Origin of the sequence: Mesorhizobium sp. M0410 (assembly GCF_040321435.1) — a bacterium.
GTDB lineage: Bacteria > Pseudomonadota > Alphaproteobacteria > Rhizobiales > Rhizobiaceae > Mesorhizobium.
Map to the genome: position 1 here is coordinate 138,320 of NZ_JAMYRN010000001.1, position 15,243 is coordinate 153,562.

Genomic DNA, 15,243 nt, shown 5'->3' on the forward strand with positions numbered 1-15,243 from the left:
CGCTACTCGGCCGCCGCACGGATGCCCGACGGCGTGTCGGGAAAAGCGCAAACAACCGTGGTGCCCTTATCCCTGCCGGTCTCGATGCGGACGCTGCCGCCATGGAGTTCGACAAAGCTCTTGACGATCGACAGGCCGAGCCCGGCGCCACGGCGGCGGCCGCCATTGGTGCGCGGCTCGAAGCGCCGGAACACTGACTCAAGCAGGTCCGGCGGCATGCCGGGGCCGTCATCGTGAACGGAAAATTCCACGCCGTCGGCAAGCTGGCGGCAGGCGAGCGTTATGGTGCTCGCCTCCGGCGCGTAATTGGCGGCATTGCTGAGCAGATTGTAGAGTATCTGGCGGACGCGGATCTCGTCGCCGTGGAAGGTCTTCGGCGCGGCAGCCGCGTCGATCCTAAGCTTGATCGCATGTTCCTCCAGCCGATCGGCGACCAGTTCGGCGGCGGCCGTAATGGTTCGATTGATGTGAACTTCGGAAATGTCGAGTTCCATGATGCCGGCATCCACCGTCGCCAGATCGAGGATGTCGTTGACGATGGTGAGCAGGACCGAGGAGGACGAGCCGACATGCCCGATATATTCGCGTTGCTTCTGGTTCAACGGACCAGTCGACGGCAGTGAAAGAAGCTCGGTAAAGCCGATGATGTTGGTGAGTGGCGAGCGCAGCTCATAGGAGACGTGCTGCACGAATTCGTTCTTGATCTGGTCGGACTTTTGCAGCGCCTCATTCTTGTCCTTCAGCGCCCGCTCGACATTGACGCTGTCGGTAACGTCGACGAAGGTCATCATCACCTGGCCGTTGGGCAAAGGGATGACGGCGTAGCGCAAAACGGTGCCGTTGTTCAATTCGGTCTGGCCGTGGCGGTCGCGGCGCTCGTCGTCGAAGCCGGTGATGGCGGCAACGAACCCGCCCCACGGACTGTCGACGGCACGGCGGTCGCAAAGTTCGCGGATCGTCGAGACATGGACGTTGGGTTTTGAGGCATCGGCATCCAGCCCCCACAGGGCCGCGAAGGCCGGGTTGGACAATCTCAGCCTGCCGTCGGGGCCGAACACAGCGACGCCTTCGGCAAGGTTGTCGAGCGTCTCACCCTGAACCCGCACAGCGGTCTGATAGCGGCTTTCAAGGTCCATCTTCTCGGTCAGGTTCTCAAACACCCAGGTGACGCCGCCCTTGGGCTGCGGATTGGCGACGACGCGAATGGTTTTGCCGTCCGGCAGATGCCACCAATGCTCCTGCGATTCAACCGCGCGGTAGGCGCCGAGCAGGCTCTCTTTCCAGCGCCGCCATTCGGGCTGCTCGGCGATCTTGCCTTCGCTGCGCAGGCGGTCGAGCAGCAAGGCGTTATCCGGCGCGCTGTGCAGGAAACCGCTGTCGAGGCCCCATAGTTTCTGGAACGCCTGATTGAAAAACCGCAATTTCTCGTCGGTATCGAAAATCGCTACGGCGGTGTTGAGCTGATCGAGCGTGTCGGCGTGGCTCTGCACGGTCCGCTCATATTCGGCGCGAATGGCCTCGATGGCGCTGATGTCGCAGGCAAGACCAGCCGAACCATCCGCCCCGGCAAAATCGGTCACGGCAAACATACGGCGGTCGCCTTCGATCACCGTGGAGAGCGTCTGTTCGAAGACGGGGTGCGACTTGTGCTGCGCAGCGATGGTGTCGCGCGCCTGGCCTCCGAGGAATTCCTTGCCGTCACGAACCGCCGCTTCGGCATTCTCGGCCTCGACCGCTTCGGCATAGGCCCGGTTGACCCATTTCAGCCGCCCGTCGACAGTACGCAGCCATGACGGCATCTTGAGCGCATCCAGAAGACCGATCAGCGTCTCATGGTCGGCGGCCAAGCGCTGGTTCTCGATCTTCAGCCTGGCCTGGCTTCGCTGTGTCTCCGAAAGCGAGACGAAGCGAACCAGCACATGCGCCGCACTCTTGCGGCCGTGAACCTCGAGCGGCTGGCCGGCCTGCGATTCGATGACCAGATCGAACGGCTTTGCCTTGTCCCGCAGTGATGCGACGGCATGTTCGAGTGCGGCCGCCGAACGCGGCATCAGCCAGCGGCCGAAAGCCAGGAAGGCCGCCCGGTCCTCCGGCGCGCCGCTCTCGATCGGCAATGTCCCGACAAGCTCGGGCTTCTTGTTCTCGGCCGCCCATACGACCACGCGCTGATCGCGGGAATGGAGCAGCGCCTCGGAGCGCTGCAGCGCGGCATTGACATCGGCGATGCGGGTCCTGAGCTCGGCATTTTCCGCCGCGGTGCGCGCCCGTTCGCGGATCAGAAAGATGGCCGACAGCAATGCCGCCCCCATGACGCCGACGAACATGGCGAGTTGCATGACCTCGACCGTGCTGACCGACAGCCCGGCCTTTTGCGCCGCGCGGGTTTGGGCATGTGCAGTAAAGCCAAGCAGCGGACCAACCAGCGCGGAAGAAGCAAGCAGCACCCCGACACGGCTGCCGGCGCGCCATAGAAGGCTGCCGCCTCTGGCAGCGGAGCCCGTGACCGAATCGTTATGGCCGCCGGAAACGGCCTGTCCCGCGCAAGGCGGGTTATCCCCCGGCATGTCTTGGTCCTCTTCGCCGCCTGAATGCAAGACCGCCCTGATGCGTGCGCCGGGCCTCGTCCCCGGACCGCGAATCAGCACCATAGCGCTTGCGCGAATCGGCGTGAAGAATCAATCAGCGCAAAAATAAAGCCGGGCGAAAAGTCAATCGCCCGGCTTCAATATCTAGTGGCAAGTTTCGCCGTGGTTAATAGCGGTAGTGTTCCGGCTTGAACGGTCCCTGCGGAGTGACGCCGATATAAGCGGCCTGTTCGCCGGACAGTTCGGTCAGGCGGGCACCGAGCTTGTCGAGATGCAGGCGCGCGACCTTTTCGTCGAGATGCTTCGGCAGGACATAGACCCGGTTCTCGTACTGGCCGGGCTTGGTGTACAACTCGATCTGGGCCAACACCTGGTTGGTGAAGGACGCCGACATGACGAAGCTCGGGTGGCCGGTGGCGTTGCCGAGGTTGAGCAGGCGGCCTTCCGACAAAAGGATCATCCGCTTGCCGTCCGGGAAGGTGATCATATCCACCTGAGGCTTGATGTTGGTCCATTTCAGGTTGCGCAGCGAGGCCACCTGGATCTCGTTGTCGAAGTGACCGATGTTGCCGACGATCACCATGTCCTTCATCAGGCGCATGTGATCGAGGGTAACGACGTCCTTGTTGCCGGTGGTGGTGATGACGATGTCGGCCGTCGGCGCCGCGTCTTCGAGCGTGACCACCTCAAAACCGTCCATCGCCGCCTGCAGCGCGCAGATCGGATCGACCTCGGTGACCTTGACGCGGGCGCCGGCGCCCTTGAGCGAAGCCGACGAGCCCTTGCCGACGTCGCCATAGCCGCAGACGACTGCGACCTTGCCGGCCATCATCGTGTCGGTGCCGCGCCGAATGCCGTCCACAAGCGATTCCTTGCAGCCATATTTGTTGTCGAATTTCGACTTGGTGACGGAATCATTGACGTTGATCGCCGGGAACGGCAGCAGGCCCTTCTTCTGCAGTTGATAGAGCCGGTTGACGCCGGTCGTCGTCTCTTCGGTGACGCCGCGGATCGCTTCCTTCTGCCTGGTGAAGAAGCCGGGTGATGCCTGCATGCGCTTCTTGATCTGGGCAAACAGGATCTCTTCCTCTTCGCTGCCCGGATTGGACAGCACATCCTCGCCGGCCTCGGCGCGGGCGCCGATCAGGATGTACATGGTGGCATCGCCACCGTCATCGAGGATCATGTTGGAGGTGCCGCCATCGGCCCACTGGAAGATCTTGTCGGTGTAGACCCAATAATCCTCCAGCGTCTCACCCTTGACGGCAAACACCGGAATTCCGGCCTCGGCAATGGCCGCGGCGGCGTGGTCCTGGGTCGAGAAGATGTTGCAGGAAGCCCAGCGGATATCGGCGCCGAGCGCTTTCAGCGTTTCGATCAGCACCGCCGTCTGGATGGTCATGTGCAGCGAGCCGGTGATGCGCGCGCCCTTGAGCGGCTTCTTGTCGCCGAATTCCTCGCGGCAGGCCATCAGGCCCGGCATTTCGGTTTCGGCGATCTCGATCTCCTTGCGGCCCCAGCCGGCAAGCGCGATGTCTGCGACCACATAGTCCTTGCTACCCGTCATGGCAGTGCTCCGATGCGAATTGATTGCGGGACGCGCCCCGCCCCGAAGGCGTGTCGGAGGGCGCGAGTTGCCGGCCTGACTAGCAGATCGAGAGTTGGACGACAATGGGATATAAAGAAATCTTTATCCGTGCATGTCTTCGGAAGCGATCAGCACGTCAGCATTCCTCGCCAAAACGGGAAGCAACCAGTTGCTCCAGCGCATCGATGACCTCTTCGGCCTCCGGGCCGGTGGCGGTGACGCGGATCGAATAACCGGGGCTTGCCGCCAGCATCATCAGGCCCATGATCGAGGTGCCGCCGACCTTGACGCCGTCCTTCTCGACCTGGACCGTGGCATTGAAGCCGCTGGCAATTTGAACGAACTTGGCCGAGGCGCGCGCATGCAGGCCGCGCTGGTTGACGATCGGAAAGTCGCGAACGATCTTGTCCTTTTCCGGCAACAGCGCGCTCATTTGCTGCTCAGGAGTTGACTGGCGACATTGATGTATTTGCGGCCGGCAGCCTGCGCTTCATCCAGCGCTGCCGTCATGTTGTCGCCCTTGCGAACGCTGGACAGCTTGATCAGCATCGGCAGGTTCATGCCGGCAATGACCTCGATGCGGCCGGATTCCATCACGGAAATGGCGAGGTTGGAGGGCGTGCCGCCGAACATGTCGGTCAAAACGATGACGCCTGATCCCGTATCGACGCGGCCGACTGCGTCGATAATGTCGCGGCGGCGCTGTTCCATATCATCGTCGGCACCGATCGCCACGGTCTCGAAATTGTCTTGTGGCCCAACGACGTGTTCCACGGCATTGCGGAACTCGGCGGCCAGTTGACCGTGCGTTACAAGCACGAGTCCGATCATTCTTTGGTGGCTCCCGTCATCGCCGCTTCACAGGCGCATTTTATGCTCGCCGACCGTTCCAGGCGGCGGGAGCGCTATCTTGTCGACGCAAGGCCCGTTGACAAGCCCAAAATTGCGCCGGCCCAAGCCAATTTGACGCATTGCAGCAAAAAATCGAAATCGGATCACAGGAAAGGCGCAATCGACAGACGCGACATCACTGCCGGCAAGGCGGCCGGGACATTGCGCCCGGCAAGATCGATGCGCGGCACTGTCACGCCGACAACGAGTTCGCTGCAGTCTTCCTGGAAGCGGACCATTTTGCCGGCTGGCACCAGCCGGATAATGAGGTCGATCACGCAGCTTGGCTCGAACTGTATCGGTTTGGGGCCGAATCCCGGCACCTCGACGAGGCCGGCTATGCTGGCTGGTGCGCGGCAGACCAGCCGCCCCTCGCAATCGGCGGCAAAGAGCTGGTCATCGCCGATCAGCCGGGAAAACAGCCCGCGCTGGCTGCAATGATCGATCAAGGCGAGCGCCAGCGTCGTCTTGCCCAAGCCGGACGGTCCGGTGATGAGAATGCCGCGATCACCTATCAGGATCGCGGTGCCGTGAATGTGTTCAGGCTGCACAATAGGACCAGGCGTGATTGGAATTCATCCCTCAGCCTTCCGCCGGCAGTGTCACCACGAAGCGCGCGCCCTTGATCTCGCCAGGCTTGGTGCCCGGGATGTTCTCGGCGCTCAGCGTGCCGCCATGGGCTTCAACGATCTGCCTGGATATCGACAGGCCAAGGCCCGAGTTCTGGCCGAACGCCTCGCCGGCCGGCCGATCGGTATAGAACCGTTCGAAAATGCGATCGATGTTATCGGCCCGGATGCCGGGGCCATTGTCGTCGACGGTGACGATGTTGAACTTGCCGGCGCGTGCCAGCGATATGGTGATGTGGCCACGATCTTCGGGAACGAACGAGCGGGCATTCTCGATCAGGTTGGTGATCACCTGGCCGATCCTCAGATCATGGCCGACGACGAAGTAGCCTTTCACGCCCTGCGGCAGTTTGGCGACCTTGAACTCGATCTCGACCGCCTTCTTGTTGCGCGTGGCCTCGCGCGAGACGGCGACCAGATCGGTGATGAACTTCTTCAGGTCGACGGTTCCCGCGTCTTCCCGCGCCAGCTCGGCATCAAGACGGGAGGCATCGGAAATATCGGTGATCAGGCGGTCCAGCCGCCTCACATCGTGCTGGATGATATCCATCAGCCGGCTCCGCGAATTGTCGTTCTTGGCCAGCGGCAATGTCTCCACAGCGCTGCGCAGCGAGGTAAGCGGGTTCTTCAGCTCGTGCGAGACATCCGCGGCAAAACTTTCGATCGCCTCGATACGGGCGTAGAGCGCATTGGTCATGTCGCGCACGGCGATCGAGAGATTGCCGATCTCGTCCTGGCGGTCGGAGAAGTCGGGGATTTCCTCGCGGTTCTTGACGCCGCGGCGAACCCTGACCGCCGCCGCGGAAAGCCGGCGAAGCGGGTTGGCGATGGTGGAGGCCAGCAGCATCGACAGGATGGCGGTAACCAGGGCGGCGATGCCGAACACGCGCAGGATCGCCTTGCGCTCGGCCGCGACGATCTTGTCGATGTCGCCGCCTTCGGTCGACAGCATCAGCACGCCGAGAACGGCACGGAAGCGCTGGATCGGCACCGCCACTGAAACGATCTGCTCGCCCTGCTCCGAGATCCGCACGATCGTCGACGGACTGCCGGTAAGCGCCTTGACCACTTCCGGAAACGCAGCGCCGTTGCCGCCCGGCTGCTCGCGATAGACGGGCAGCTGCTTGTTGCGGAAGAAATCGAAGACGAATTTCTGGATGCGCTCCAGAAGGTCCGGCTGCTCCTCTTCGACCGGCGGCAGGTCGTAGCGAAGGATCTGGCCGCGCGAATAGAGATGGCGGGAATCGAGCAGCAGGTTGGCGTCGCGGTCATAAATGCGGGCGCGCGTGCGCGTCGGCGAGATCAGCCGCCTGAGCACCGGCGCCACGCGCTCCGGATTGATCGGGAAATCGAGATTGTCGAGCTGGTCGGAGCCGGGGCCGAGGCTTTCGCCGGCCTGCAACTCAAGCAGCTTTTCCGGATCGATGCTGATCGAATCGGTTTCGACCGTCGCCGACGCGGCGATCGCGCCGGCGATGATCTCGCCTTGAGTCATCAGGCTCTCGACACGGGCGTCGATCAGCCCGTCGCGAAAGGTATTGAGATAGAGAATGCCGGTGACCAGGACGGCAAGGCCGGCAAGATTGAGAAAGAGGATACGCCGCGTCAGGCTGGAAAAGATGTGATGGCCGAGAAACCGGCGCATCGGCACCGTAATTTTCGACACGAAGGCGGGCAGAATCCGCGGCGGGCGCCTGGCGGCGCCCGACCGTCTCACTCGCTCTACTTCCACTGCCATCGAATAGCAGCTCCCGCTCGGTAATTAGTGAGTAGTGAGTAGGCAGCAGGAATAGAGAAATGGTTGCTGAGATCGCGGCGATGCATGAGTGGCCGCTCGCATCATTCAAAACTGACTACCGACTATTCCCTACTGCCTACTGCCTATTCATGCTTCGCGGAACCGATACCCGACTCCGTAAAGGGTTTCGATCATTTCGAAGTCATCATCGACGGCCTTGAACTTCTTGCGCAGCCGCTTGATGTGACTGTCAATGGTGCGGTCATCGACATAGACCTGCTCATCATAAGCGGAATCCATCAGCGCATCACGGCTTTTTACGACGCCCGGGCGCTGTGCCAGGGAATGCAGGATGAGGAACTCGGTGACGGTCAGCGTCACCGGCTCGCCCTTCCAGGTGCAGGTGTGGCGCTCCTGGTCCATGACAAGCTGGCCGCGCTCAAGCGACCGGGCCTGCTGGTTGGGCGCCTTGGCCGCCGCCTCGCGGGTGCTGGCGCGGCGCAGCACGGCGCGGACGCGTTCGACCAGAAGACGCTGCGAGAAGGGTTTGCGGATGAAGTCGTCGGCACCCATCTTGAGGCCGAACAGTTCATCGATCTCATCGTCCTTGGAGGTCAGGAAGATCACCGGCAGGTCGGATTTCTGACGCATCCGGCGCAGCAACTCCATGCCATCCATGCGCGGCATCTTGATGTCGAGGATGGCGAGGTTCGGCGGGCGCGCCGCCAGTCCCTCCAGCGCCGATGCCCCATCCGTGTAGGTTTCGACCCGATAACCCTCGGATTCGAGGGCGATCGAAACCGAAGTCAGAATGTTGCGATCGTCGTCGACAAGCGCGATTGTTGCCATTTCAAGCGGCTCCCTCATGAGCTGTCCCTTCTTTCGTCGAGAAGGGGCTTTTGCAGGACAAATTAGGTACAAAATGTGGCATAGGCTTTATCCGCTGTCACGCGCGGCACGCCGGCGGCCACAATTGTACCTCGATAGGGATTGGACGAATGAACATCGCCAATCCTTGGGCAACCATCAGTGTTTTTGCACATATAAACGATTTAAACAACTTTCAAAATATTTAAATCGATTAATGATTTGATATCATTCGCCTTTTCTGGTTTTGACGTTATTAGCTCCTGCAATGGGGTTTCCGGAATTCGCCGGTAAAGACGCGGTAAATCGAAGAAGGGACACCCATGTCGGAAGCCGGCAAACGCAATCCTGCATGTGCAATCGATCGGATCGGCCTGAGAACCACTGGCGTGGTGCGCTATAATTTCGGCGCGGCCGCGCTCTACGAGGAGGCCATCCGCCGTGGCGAGGCCCGACTCACCGCGCATGGCGCGCTTGCCGCCGAGACCGGGCAGCACACCGGCCGCTCGCCCAGGGACAAATTCGTGGTGCGCGACGAAAGCACCGCGCCGCATGTATGGTGGGACAACAACAAGGCGATTTCGCCGATCCAGTTCGATACGCTGCTTGCCGATTTTCGCGCCCATGCGGCTGGAAAGGACCTTTATGTGCAGGACCTGGTCGGCGGTGCCGACGAGGAACTGAAGCTGCCGACCAGGGTGATCACGGAGCTTGCCTGGCACTCCTTGTTCATCCGCAATCTGCTCATCCGGCCTGCCGCCGCCGAACTCGAGCATTTCGTGCCCGATTTGACGATAATCGACCTGCCGTCGTTCCGCGCCGATCCCGCCCGCCACGGCACGCGCGGCGAAACGGTGATCGCGGTCGATCTTTCGCGCATGATCGTGTTGATTGGCGGTACCTCCTATGCCGGCGAGATGAAGAAGTCGGTGTTCACCGTGCTCAACTATCTGCTGCCGGCAAAAGGCGTGATGCCGATGCATTGCTCGGCCAATGAAGGGCCCGCCGGCGACGCGGCCGTTTTCTTCGGCCTTTCCGGGACCGGCAAGACGACGCTGTCGGCCGACCCGTCGCGAACGCTGGTCGGCGACGACGAGCATGGCTGGGGACCGCACGGCATCTTCAATTTCGAAGGCGGCTGCTATGCCAAGACGATCAAGCTTTCGGCCGAAGCCGAGCCGGAGATCTTCGCCACCACCCAGCGCTTCGGCACGGTGCTGGAGAATGTGGCGCTCGACGCCGGTCGCGTGCCGGATTTCGACGACGGCGGGCTGACCGAAAACACGCGCTGCGCCTACCCGCTCCATTTCATCCCCAACGCCAGCAAGACGGGGCGCGCCAGCCACCCGAAGAACATCATTATGCTGACCGCCGACGCATTCGGCGTTATGCCGCCGATCGCGCGGCTGACCCCGGCGCAGGCGATGTATCATTTCCTCTCCGGCTATACCGCCAAGGTGGCGGGGACCGAGAAGGGCATTACCGAACCCGAAGCGACATTTTCGACATGCTTCGGCGCACCGTTCATGCCGCGGCATCCGTCGGAATACGGCAATCTGCTGCGCGAGCTCATCGCCCGCCACGGTGTCGATTGCTGGCTGGTCAACACCGGCTGGACCGGCGGCGCCTACGGCACCGGCAAGCGGATGCCGATTAAGGCAACGCGGGCGCTGCTTGCCGCGGCGCTCGACGGCTCGCTGAAAGCGGCCGACTTCCGCACCGACGCCAATTTCGGTTTTGACGTACCGGTGACGGTTGCCGGCGTCGACCGCGCCATTCTCGACCCGAGATCGACCTGGGTCGACAAGCCCGCCTACGACCGGCAGGCGGCAAGGCTGGTCGGCATGTTCGTCGACAATTTCGAAAAGTTCGAAGCCCATGTCGACGCCACCGTGCTCGGCGCCGCACCACGCATGCAGGTAGCGGCTGAATAGCCGTCGCCCCTGGTGATGCTTCAAGGCCCGGCTTCGATCGGGCCTTTTCTTTTTCCGCCTGCCGCGCCATCACTGCGGCATGAACGCCGACGACAAGATCATCATCACCGACGATGCGGTGATTAATCCGGGCGACCTGCACGAGGACTTCATCCGTTCGTCCGGCCCGGGCGGCCAGAACGTCAACAAGGTGGCGACGGCGGTGCAATTGCGCTTCAATGCCGCCAACGCGTCTGGCCTGTCGGAGCGGGTGCGCGAACGAACCATCAAGCTTGCCGGCCAGCGCGCCACCAAGGACGGCGTCATCGTCATCGAAGCCGGACGCTTCCGCACCCAGGAGCAGAACCGGGCGGACGCCCGGGCGCGGCTGACGGCACTGGTCGCCAAGGCCGCCGAACCACCGTCGCCGCCGCGCAAGAAGACTAGGCCATCCAAAGGCGCGGTGGAAAGACGGCTCAAGAGCAAGGCCGGGCGCGGTTCGATCAAGAAACTGCGCGGCCGGGTCGGGGATGACTGACAGCCGAAGCGGCTTCGGATCTCAGATCGCCGGTTAAAGCGCGCAGCCACCGTCGGAGGCGGCTTTCGGGTCGCCGTTTTCGTTTGACGGTGGCATTCTGATTTCCAGACCAACGGATCAAGCGACGCGATGCTCATACTGCCCAAAGGCGTCCGCCATATGCCCGGCTACCTGTCGCGCGCCATGCAGGAAGTACTGGTGGAAGATATCAGGAAAGTCGTGGAGGAAGCCCCGCTGTTCGTGCCGGCAATGCCGCGCACTGGCAAGGAGATGAGCGTGCGCATGACCAATTGCGGCCCGCTGGGCTGGGTCACCGACAAGGAGCACGGCTATCGCTACCAGCCGACCCACCCGGTGACCGGAATGCCCTGGCCGCCGATCCCGGAGATGCTGCTCGATCTGTGGCGGGACGTATCTGCCTATGCGCACCCGCCGGAGGCCTGCCTGGTCAATTTCTATTCGCAGGATGCCAAGATGGGTCTTCACCAGGACCGCGACGAGAGCGATTTCTCCGCGCCTGTCGTCTCGGTCTCGCTCGGCGATGATTGCCTGTTCCGGGTCGGCCAGACCACGCGCGACGGCGCCACCAAATCGTTCAGGCTGAAGAGCGGCGATGTCGTGGTGCTCGGCGGCGAAGGCCGGCTCTGCTTTCACGGCGTCGACCGCATCTACCCTTCGACCTCGGCACTGCTCAAGAATGGCGGCCGCATCAATCTGACGCTGCGGCGGGTGACTATGCCGAAATAGGCTGTTCGGGTGCCCCGGGGGTGCCAGTACCACGACCGCCGTTGTAGCCTTTGGCCAGCAGCAGGGCACTGCCCGGCCAGGGTTGCAAGCCCGGAGCCTGGCGGTGCGTTGCATCGTTGCGCGCACGCCAGGCCTGGAGCGCCAACAGCCGATCTCGGGCGGTCCGGGAATCGCATCATCTCGAGCCGTTCCGCAAACCGAGCCCAGCACTGGCGAATACCCAGTGGCGAAGCATCACATAGTTGACGAGCGGGATTACGAGGCATGTCAGCACAATCGGAATCTGCGCCTGCAGGCCCAGAATCCCGGACAACACGGCGGGCAGAAGAAATGACACCGCCAGACCAAGCAATGTCAGCACGAAAAAGCGAGGCGCCTCGAAACGATGCGCCCCGCTGGACACGAAGGTAAAATACTTGTGTCCGGCATAGGAGAAGACGGCGGCGATGGCATAAGCGAGCACCGAGGCCGAAGCCGGCCGCATCGACACCGCGTCCCCCATCGAAAATACCGCGGCAAGCAGTGCGTAGAGCAGAGTGGCGCCAAGGCCGATAATCAGGAAACGCGCCGGCCGCTTTGCAAGTCTGAAGCCCGAACCGGCGCTAAACACGGCCGCTGCACACATATTGCGCACCGAGCGGCAGATTTGAGAGCCAGCCCTCGACCCTGCGCGCGACCGAATTTGCGAAAGGAAACATCAGAAAATGTCTGCCTTCGACCTGTGTGAGGCCGGCTGTCTCCATGAGATGCCCGGCTTGGCGGCGACTGATCAGGACAGCATCTTCATCGAAGGGGCAGCGGAAGACGGCCAGGCGTGTCAATGGATTGAACGGGTTGTGCTCGATCACCGAGACAACGCCGCCGGGTCGGACGACGCGTCGCATCTCGGAAACGAAGCTCGGCCAATGTTCGGGCGGCACATGATGGACGACGCAAACGGCGAATGCGAGGTCGAATGTGCCATCCGCGTAAGGCAGCACGGGAGCCGTGTAGTCGGCATAGGTGACCCAGGGGTTTTCCTCACGCGCCCGGGCGATGGATTCCTTCGAAATGTCGCAGCCGTGAAGGTCTGGAAAAAGCGGCTTCACGTAAGGATGCAGCGCGCCGATCCCGCAGCCGACATCAAGCGCCCGAACGCTGCCGTCGCGCCTCGCGATACCGCGTGTCGCGATCAGGTCGGCGAGAGGGGCCAACTTGGCGTGCAGGAAGAAGTCATGCTTCAGCCCGGAGAAGCTGATCGAGTCGTCGACAGTCCTGTTATAGGTGGTGCGATATTGATCGAAGAGTTCGGCCATCAACCAAACCTTCTGTCGCGTGACGCCGACAACGTCGCCTCGGTGTTTCGATTGTCGACTTCCGCCCGGAGCGCGTCCTCGAAGCCAGTAAGGCGATCAACGACATAGAGCGGCCGGCGCTTGATCTCGGAGTGGATCCCGCCGACATAGAGGCCGACGATACCGGTCATGAACAGGTTGATCCCGGACAAGAAGGAAACAATCACAACTGTCGACGTCCAGCCTTGGACAACACCGAAACTGAATGCCCAGGAAGCCACGGCAAAGAGCCCGAGCAACGCGGCTACCCCCGAGATAGCGAGCCCGGCCCAGAGCGCCATACGCAATGGTTTTTCCGAAAAGCCGATGACCCCGTGGACAGCCAGGCGGAGCATCTTCCAGAAAGGATACTTTGTTTCACCTGCGGCGCGCGCCGGTCGCTCGAATGAAACCGCCGTCTGCTTGAATCCCATCCAACCGAACATGCCGCGCACGAAACGGTTGCGCTCCGGCATCTGCTTGAACGTATCGAGAGCCTTGCGGCCGATTAGTCGGAAATCGCCAACGTCGCGGGGAATGTCGACCGAAGTCATCTTCTCCATCAGCCGGTAGAAGATGCTGGCTGTCAGCCGTTTGAACCAGGTTTCGCCTTCGCGCCGCATACGCCTCGCGTAGACGATTTCATAGCCCTCCTTCCACTTTTCCACCAGTTGGAGAACGACTTCAGGGGGATCCTGGAGGTCGGCATCCATGACCACCACGGCTTCCCCGGCAGCCGCATCCATGCCGGCCGTAATTGCAATCTGGTGCCCGAAATTGCGCGACAGTTCGATCAGCCGGAAGCGTGGCTCCTCGGCAACCATCCCACGCAGGTAGATCACACTCGTGTCGGTACTGCCGTCGTCGACGAAAATAGCCTCTGCCGGTGCGTCCAGCGCGTCGAGCAGGGCGACTATTCGCCGGATAAGGAGTGGAAGAACCGCCTCCTCGTTGAAGATCGGAATGACCAGGGAATAGCGGGGCTGCCTCGCACGAACTCCGGTACTGCTCGCGTTGATCACAGACTGCTCCCGACAGATCCGCTGGAATTGCCCATCGAACACTAGCCGGGATAGCCTAAGGCGCCGTTAACCGCGCCGTTACAGTTTCCTGAGCGCCACTTCCTCGACCAGATGGTTGGCGCCCTTGCGCAGGATGAGATCGGCTCGGGCGCGGGTGGGCAATATATTCTCGCGCAGATTCTTCAGGTTGATGTTGGTCCACAGGCCCTCGGCGATGGCGCGGGCCGCATCCTCGGAAAGTTGCGAATAGCGGTGAAAGAAGGAGGCCGGGTCGCGGAAGGCGGTTTCGCGCAACCGCATGAAGCGGGCGATATACCAGTGATGGATCAGCGCCTCCTCGGCATCGATGTAGATGGCAAAGTCGAAGAAATCCGACAGGAAAGGCACGATCTTGCCGTCCTTCGGCAGCTTGCCCGGCTGCAGGACGTTAATGCCTTCGAAGATCAGGATGTCGGGCCGGTCGATGGTCTGGAACGCGCCCGGAATGACGTCATAGGTCAGGTGCGAATAGACCGGCGCGCGGACGTTGCGCTGCGCCGATTTGATGCCGGACAGGAAACGCAGCAGCGCGCCGACGTCGTAGCTGTCGGGAAAGCCCTTGCGCTCCATCAGATTGTTGCGGCGCAGGACTTCGTTCGGCAGCAGGAAGCCGTCGGTGGTGACCAGGTCAACCTTGGGACTCGACGGCCAGCGCGCCAGCAGCTCCTTTAGCACGCGCGCCGTGGTCGATTTGCCGACCGCGACGGAACCGGCAATGCCGATGATGAACGGTGTCTTGGCCGCGTCCAGCGCGTTGAAGAAGGCCTGGCGCTGCCTGAACAGGAGTTGACTGGCTTCGACGTGAGCCGACAACAGCCGCGACATCGAAAGATAGATGCGCTCGACTTCGTGGAGATCGACCGGATCGTTCAGCGACCGCAGACGACGGATTTCGTCCTCGGTGAGCGTCATCGGCGTATCGGCGCGGAACCGCGACCATTGCTCGGCCGAGAAGAAACGATAGGGTGAATACTTCTCGGTAGGAGCGAGCTGGTCCATCGAGTTCCTCCGCAGCGATCAGCCCCGGTCCAGCCGAGACGCCTTTTCGGCGATGCCCGAACGACCGGTGCGGCGTTCAAGCTCGTTGAGCACATCGCTCAGCGGAATGTCCGCTATGCCGAGAACGACAAGCCAATGATAGATGAGATCGGCGCTTTCCGAAACAAGCGCGTCCCGGTCGGCGCTGACGGCTGCGATCACCGTTTCGACCGCCTCTTCGCCGAGTTTCTGCGCTGCCTTGCTCATGCCGCGCTGAAAGAGCTTGGCCGTCCACGAATCCGGATCGCCGGAACGCGCGCGTTCGCCAATAATCTTCTCCAGATCGGAGAGCGAGAACTCGGTCATGACGGCGTTTACAGCCTCTTCTTAGCCGG

Annotated in this window: 15 protein-coding genes; 3 read left to right on the forward strand and 12 right to left on the reverse strand. The window is 62.0% G+C overall.

Translation table 11 applies throughout. The features are described from left to right. Nucleotides 1–2 precede the first annotated feature (2 nt). The 7 genes from NKI63_RS00655 to NKI63_RS00685 all read right to left on the reverse strand — a co-directional run bounded on the left by NKI63_RS00655 (nucleotide 3) and on the right by NKI63_RS00685 (nucleotide 8,280). Nucleotides 3–2,564, reverse strand: a complete 2,562-nt coding sequence (locus NKI63_RS00655; RefSeq protein ID WP_352505966.1) for a sensor histidine kinase — start codon at nucleotides 2,562–2,564, stop codon at nucleotides 3–5. Between the two features lie 187 nt (nucleotides 2,565–2,751). Further along, on the reverse strand, nucleotides 2,752–4,152 hold the full coding sequence (ahcY, locus tag NKI63_RS00660; RefSeq protein ID WP_352480192.1) for an adenosylhomocysteinase: 1,401 nt from the start codon (nucleotides 4,150–4,152) through the stop codon (nucleotides 2,752–2,754). Nucleotides 4,153–4,309: 157 nt separating this feature from the next. Then, complete coding sequence (locus NKI63_RS00665; RefSeq protein WP_023677551.1) at nucleotides 4,310–4,606, reverse strand: HPr family phosphocarrier protein; 297 nt, start codon at nucleotides 4,604–4,606, stop codon at nucleotides 4,310–4,312. Continuing rightward, a complete protein-coding gene (locus tag NKI63_RS00670) occupies nucleotides 4,603–5,004 on the reverse strand; it encodes a PTS sugar transporter subunit IIA (RefSeq protein ID WP_254815942.1) in 402 nt (133 codons plus the stop codon). The genes NKI63_RS00665 and NKI63_RS00670 overlap by 4 nt, the downstream gene beginning before the upstream one ends. 164 nt (nucleotides 5,005–5,168) lie before the next feature. Beyond that, nucleotides 5,169–5,615, reverse strand: a complete 447-nt coding sequence (locus tag NKI63_RS00675; RefSeq protein WP_352505967.1) for an HPr kinase/phosphorylase — start codon at nucleotides 5,613–5,615, stop codon at nucleotides 5,169–5,171. Nucleotides 5,616–5,646: 31 nt separating this feature from the next. After that, nucleotides 5,647–7,431: a sensor histidine kinase gene (locus NKI63_RS00680; RefSeq protein WP_302893519.1), complete on the reverse strand. Its 1,785-nt coding sequence runs from the start codon at nucleotides 7,429–7,431 to the stop codon at nucleotides 5,647–5,649. 147 nt (nucleotides 7,432–7,578) lie between these two features. After that, nucleotides 7,579–8,280, reverse strand: a complete 702-nt coding sequence (locus NKI63_RS00685) for a response regulator transcription factor (protein ID WP_023677547.1) — start codon at nucleotides 8,278–8,280, stop codon at nucleotides 7,579–7,581. Between the two features lie 341 nt (nucleotides 8,281–8,621). Between NKI63_RS00685 and NKI63_RS00690 the strand changes: the two genes are divergently transcribed. From NKI63_RS00690 to NKI63_RS00700, 3 genes are all read left to right on the forward strand, one after another. Further along, nucleotides 8,622–10,232 (forward strand): phosphoenolpyruvate carboxykinase, encoded by a 1,611-nt coding sequence (locus NKI63_RS00690; protein WP_352505969.1) that lies wholly within the window; start codon nucleotides 8,622–8,624, stop codon nucleotides 10,230–10,232. Nucleotides 10,233–10,311: 79 nt separating this feature from the next. Next, complete coding sequence (gene arfB, locus NKI63_RS00695) at nucleotides 10,312–10,749, forward strand: alternative ribosome rescue aminoacyl-tRNA hydrolase ArfB (protein WP_352505970.1); 438 nt, start codon at nucleotides 10,312–10,314, stop codon at nucleotides 10,747–10,749. 129 nt (nucleotides 10,750–10,878) lie between these two features. Beyond that, nucleotides 10,879–11,496: an alpha-ketoglutarate-dependent dioxygenase AlkB family protein gene (locus NKI63_RS00700; protein ID WP_352505971.1), complete on the forward strand. Its 618-nt coding sequence runs from the start codon at nucleotides 10,879–10,881 to the stop codon at nucleotides 11,494–11,496. A 175-nt stretch (nucleotides 11,497–11,671) separates the two neighbouring features. Here NKI63_RS00700 and NKI63_RS00705 read toward each other — a convergent pair whose 3' ends face one another. From NKI63_RS00705 to NKI63_RS00725, 5 genes are all read right to left on the reverse strand, one after another. Continuing rightward, nucleotides 11,672–12,121 carry a GtrA family protein gene (locus NKI63_RS00705; protein ID WP_352686519.1) on the reverse strand — a complete coding sequence of 150 codons (450 nt, stop codon included), beginning with the start codon at nucleotides 12,119–12,121 and terminating at the stop codon, nucleotides 11,672–11,674. Next, nucleotides 12,099–12,791: a class I SAM-dependent methyltransferase gene (locus NKI63_RS00710; RefSeq protein ID WP_352686516.1), complete on the reverse strand. Its 693-nt coding sequence runs from the start codon at nucleotides 12,789–12,791 to the stop codon at nucleotides 12,099–12,101. Before NKI63_RS00710 ends, NKI63_RS00705 begins: the two co-directional genes overlap by 23 nt. Continuing rightward, a complete protein-coding gene (locus NKI63_RS00715) occupies nucleotides 12,791–13,831 on the reverse strand; it encodes a glycosyltransferase family 2 protein (protein ID WP_502896114.1) in 1,041 nt (346 codons plus the stop codon). The genes NKI63_RS00710 and NKI63_RS00715 overlap by 1 nt, the downstream gene beginning before the upstream one ends. 78 nt (nucleotides 13,832–13,909) lie before the next feature. After that, the gene (gene coaA / locus NKI63_RS00720) at nucleotides 13,910–14,869 is read right to left on the reverse strand and encodes a type I pantothenate kinase (protein ID WP_352480184.1); all 960 of its coding nucleotides are present in this window, start codon (nucleotides 14,867–14,869) and stop codon (nucleotides 13,910–13,912) included. An 18-nt stretch (nucleotides 14,870–14,887) separates the two neighbouring features. Continuing rightward, nucleotides 14,888–15,214, reverse strand: a complete 327-nt coding sequence (locus tag NKI63_RS00725; protein ID WP_254815934.1) for a phosphoribosyl-ATP diphosphatase — start codon at nucleotides 15,212–15,214, stop codon at nucleotides 14,888–14,890. Nucleotides 15,215–15,243: the final 29 nt, after the last annotated feature.

What these genes read in the sequence shown, in the direction of transcription:
- NKI63_RS00655 (WP_352505966.1), bottom strand. Translation starts at nt 2,564, where the DNA reads ATGCCGGGGGATAACCCGCCTTGCGCGGGACAGGCCGTTTCCGGCGGC.
- ahcY (WP_352480192.1), bottom strand. Translation starts at nt 4,152, where the DNA reads ATGACGGGTAGCAAGGACTATGTGGTCGCAGACATCGCGCTTGCCGGC.
- NKI63_RS00665 (WP_023677551.1), bottom strand. Translation starts at nt 4,606, where the DNA reads ATGAGCGCGCTGTTGCCGGAAAAGGACAAGATCGTTCGCGACTTTCCG.
- NKI63_RS00670 (WP_254815942.1), bottom strand. Translation starts at nt 5,004, where the DNA reads ATGATCGGACTCGTGCTTGTAACGCACGGTCAACTGGCCGCCGAGTTC.
- NKI63_RS00680 (WP_302893519.1), bottom strand. Translation starts at nt 7,431, where the DNA reads ATGGCAGTGGAAGTAGAGCGAGTGAGACGGTCGGGCGCCGCCAGGCGC.
- NKI63_RS00685 (WP_023677547.1), bottom strand. Translation starts at nt 8,280, where the DNA reads ATGGCAACAATCGCGCTTGTCGACGACGATCGCAACATTCTGACTTCG.
- NKI63_RS00690 (WP_352505969.1), top strand. Translation starts at nt 8,622, where the DNA reads ATGTCGGAAGCCGGCAAACGCAATCCTGCATGTGCAATCGATCGGATC.
- arfB (WP_352505970.1), top strand. Translation starts at nt 10,312, where the DNA reads ATGAACGCCGACGACAAGATCATCATCACCGACGATGCGGTGATTAAT.
- NKI63_RS00700 (WP_352505971.1), top strand. Translation starts at nt 10,879, where the DNA reads ATGCTCATACTGCCCAAAGGCGTCCGCCATATGCCCGGCTACCTGTCG.
- NKI63_RS00705 (WP_352686519.1), bottom strand. Translation starts at nt 12,121, where the DNA reads ATGTGTGCAGCGGCCGTGTTTAGCGCCGGTTCGGGCTTCAGACTTGCA.
- NKI63_RS00710 (WP_352686516.1), bottom strand. Translation starts at nt 12,791, where the DNA reads ATGGCCGAACTCTTCGATCAATATCGCACCACCTATAACAGGACTGTC.
- coaA (WP_352480184.1), bottom strand. Translation starts at nt 14,869, where the DNA reads ATGGACCAGCTCGCTCCTACCGAGAAGTATTCACCCTATCGTTTCTTC.
- NKI63_RS00725 (WP_254815934.1), bottom strand. Translation starts at nt 15,214, where the DNA reads ATGACCGAGTTCTCGCTCTCCGATCTGGAGAAGATTATTGGCGAACGC.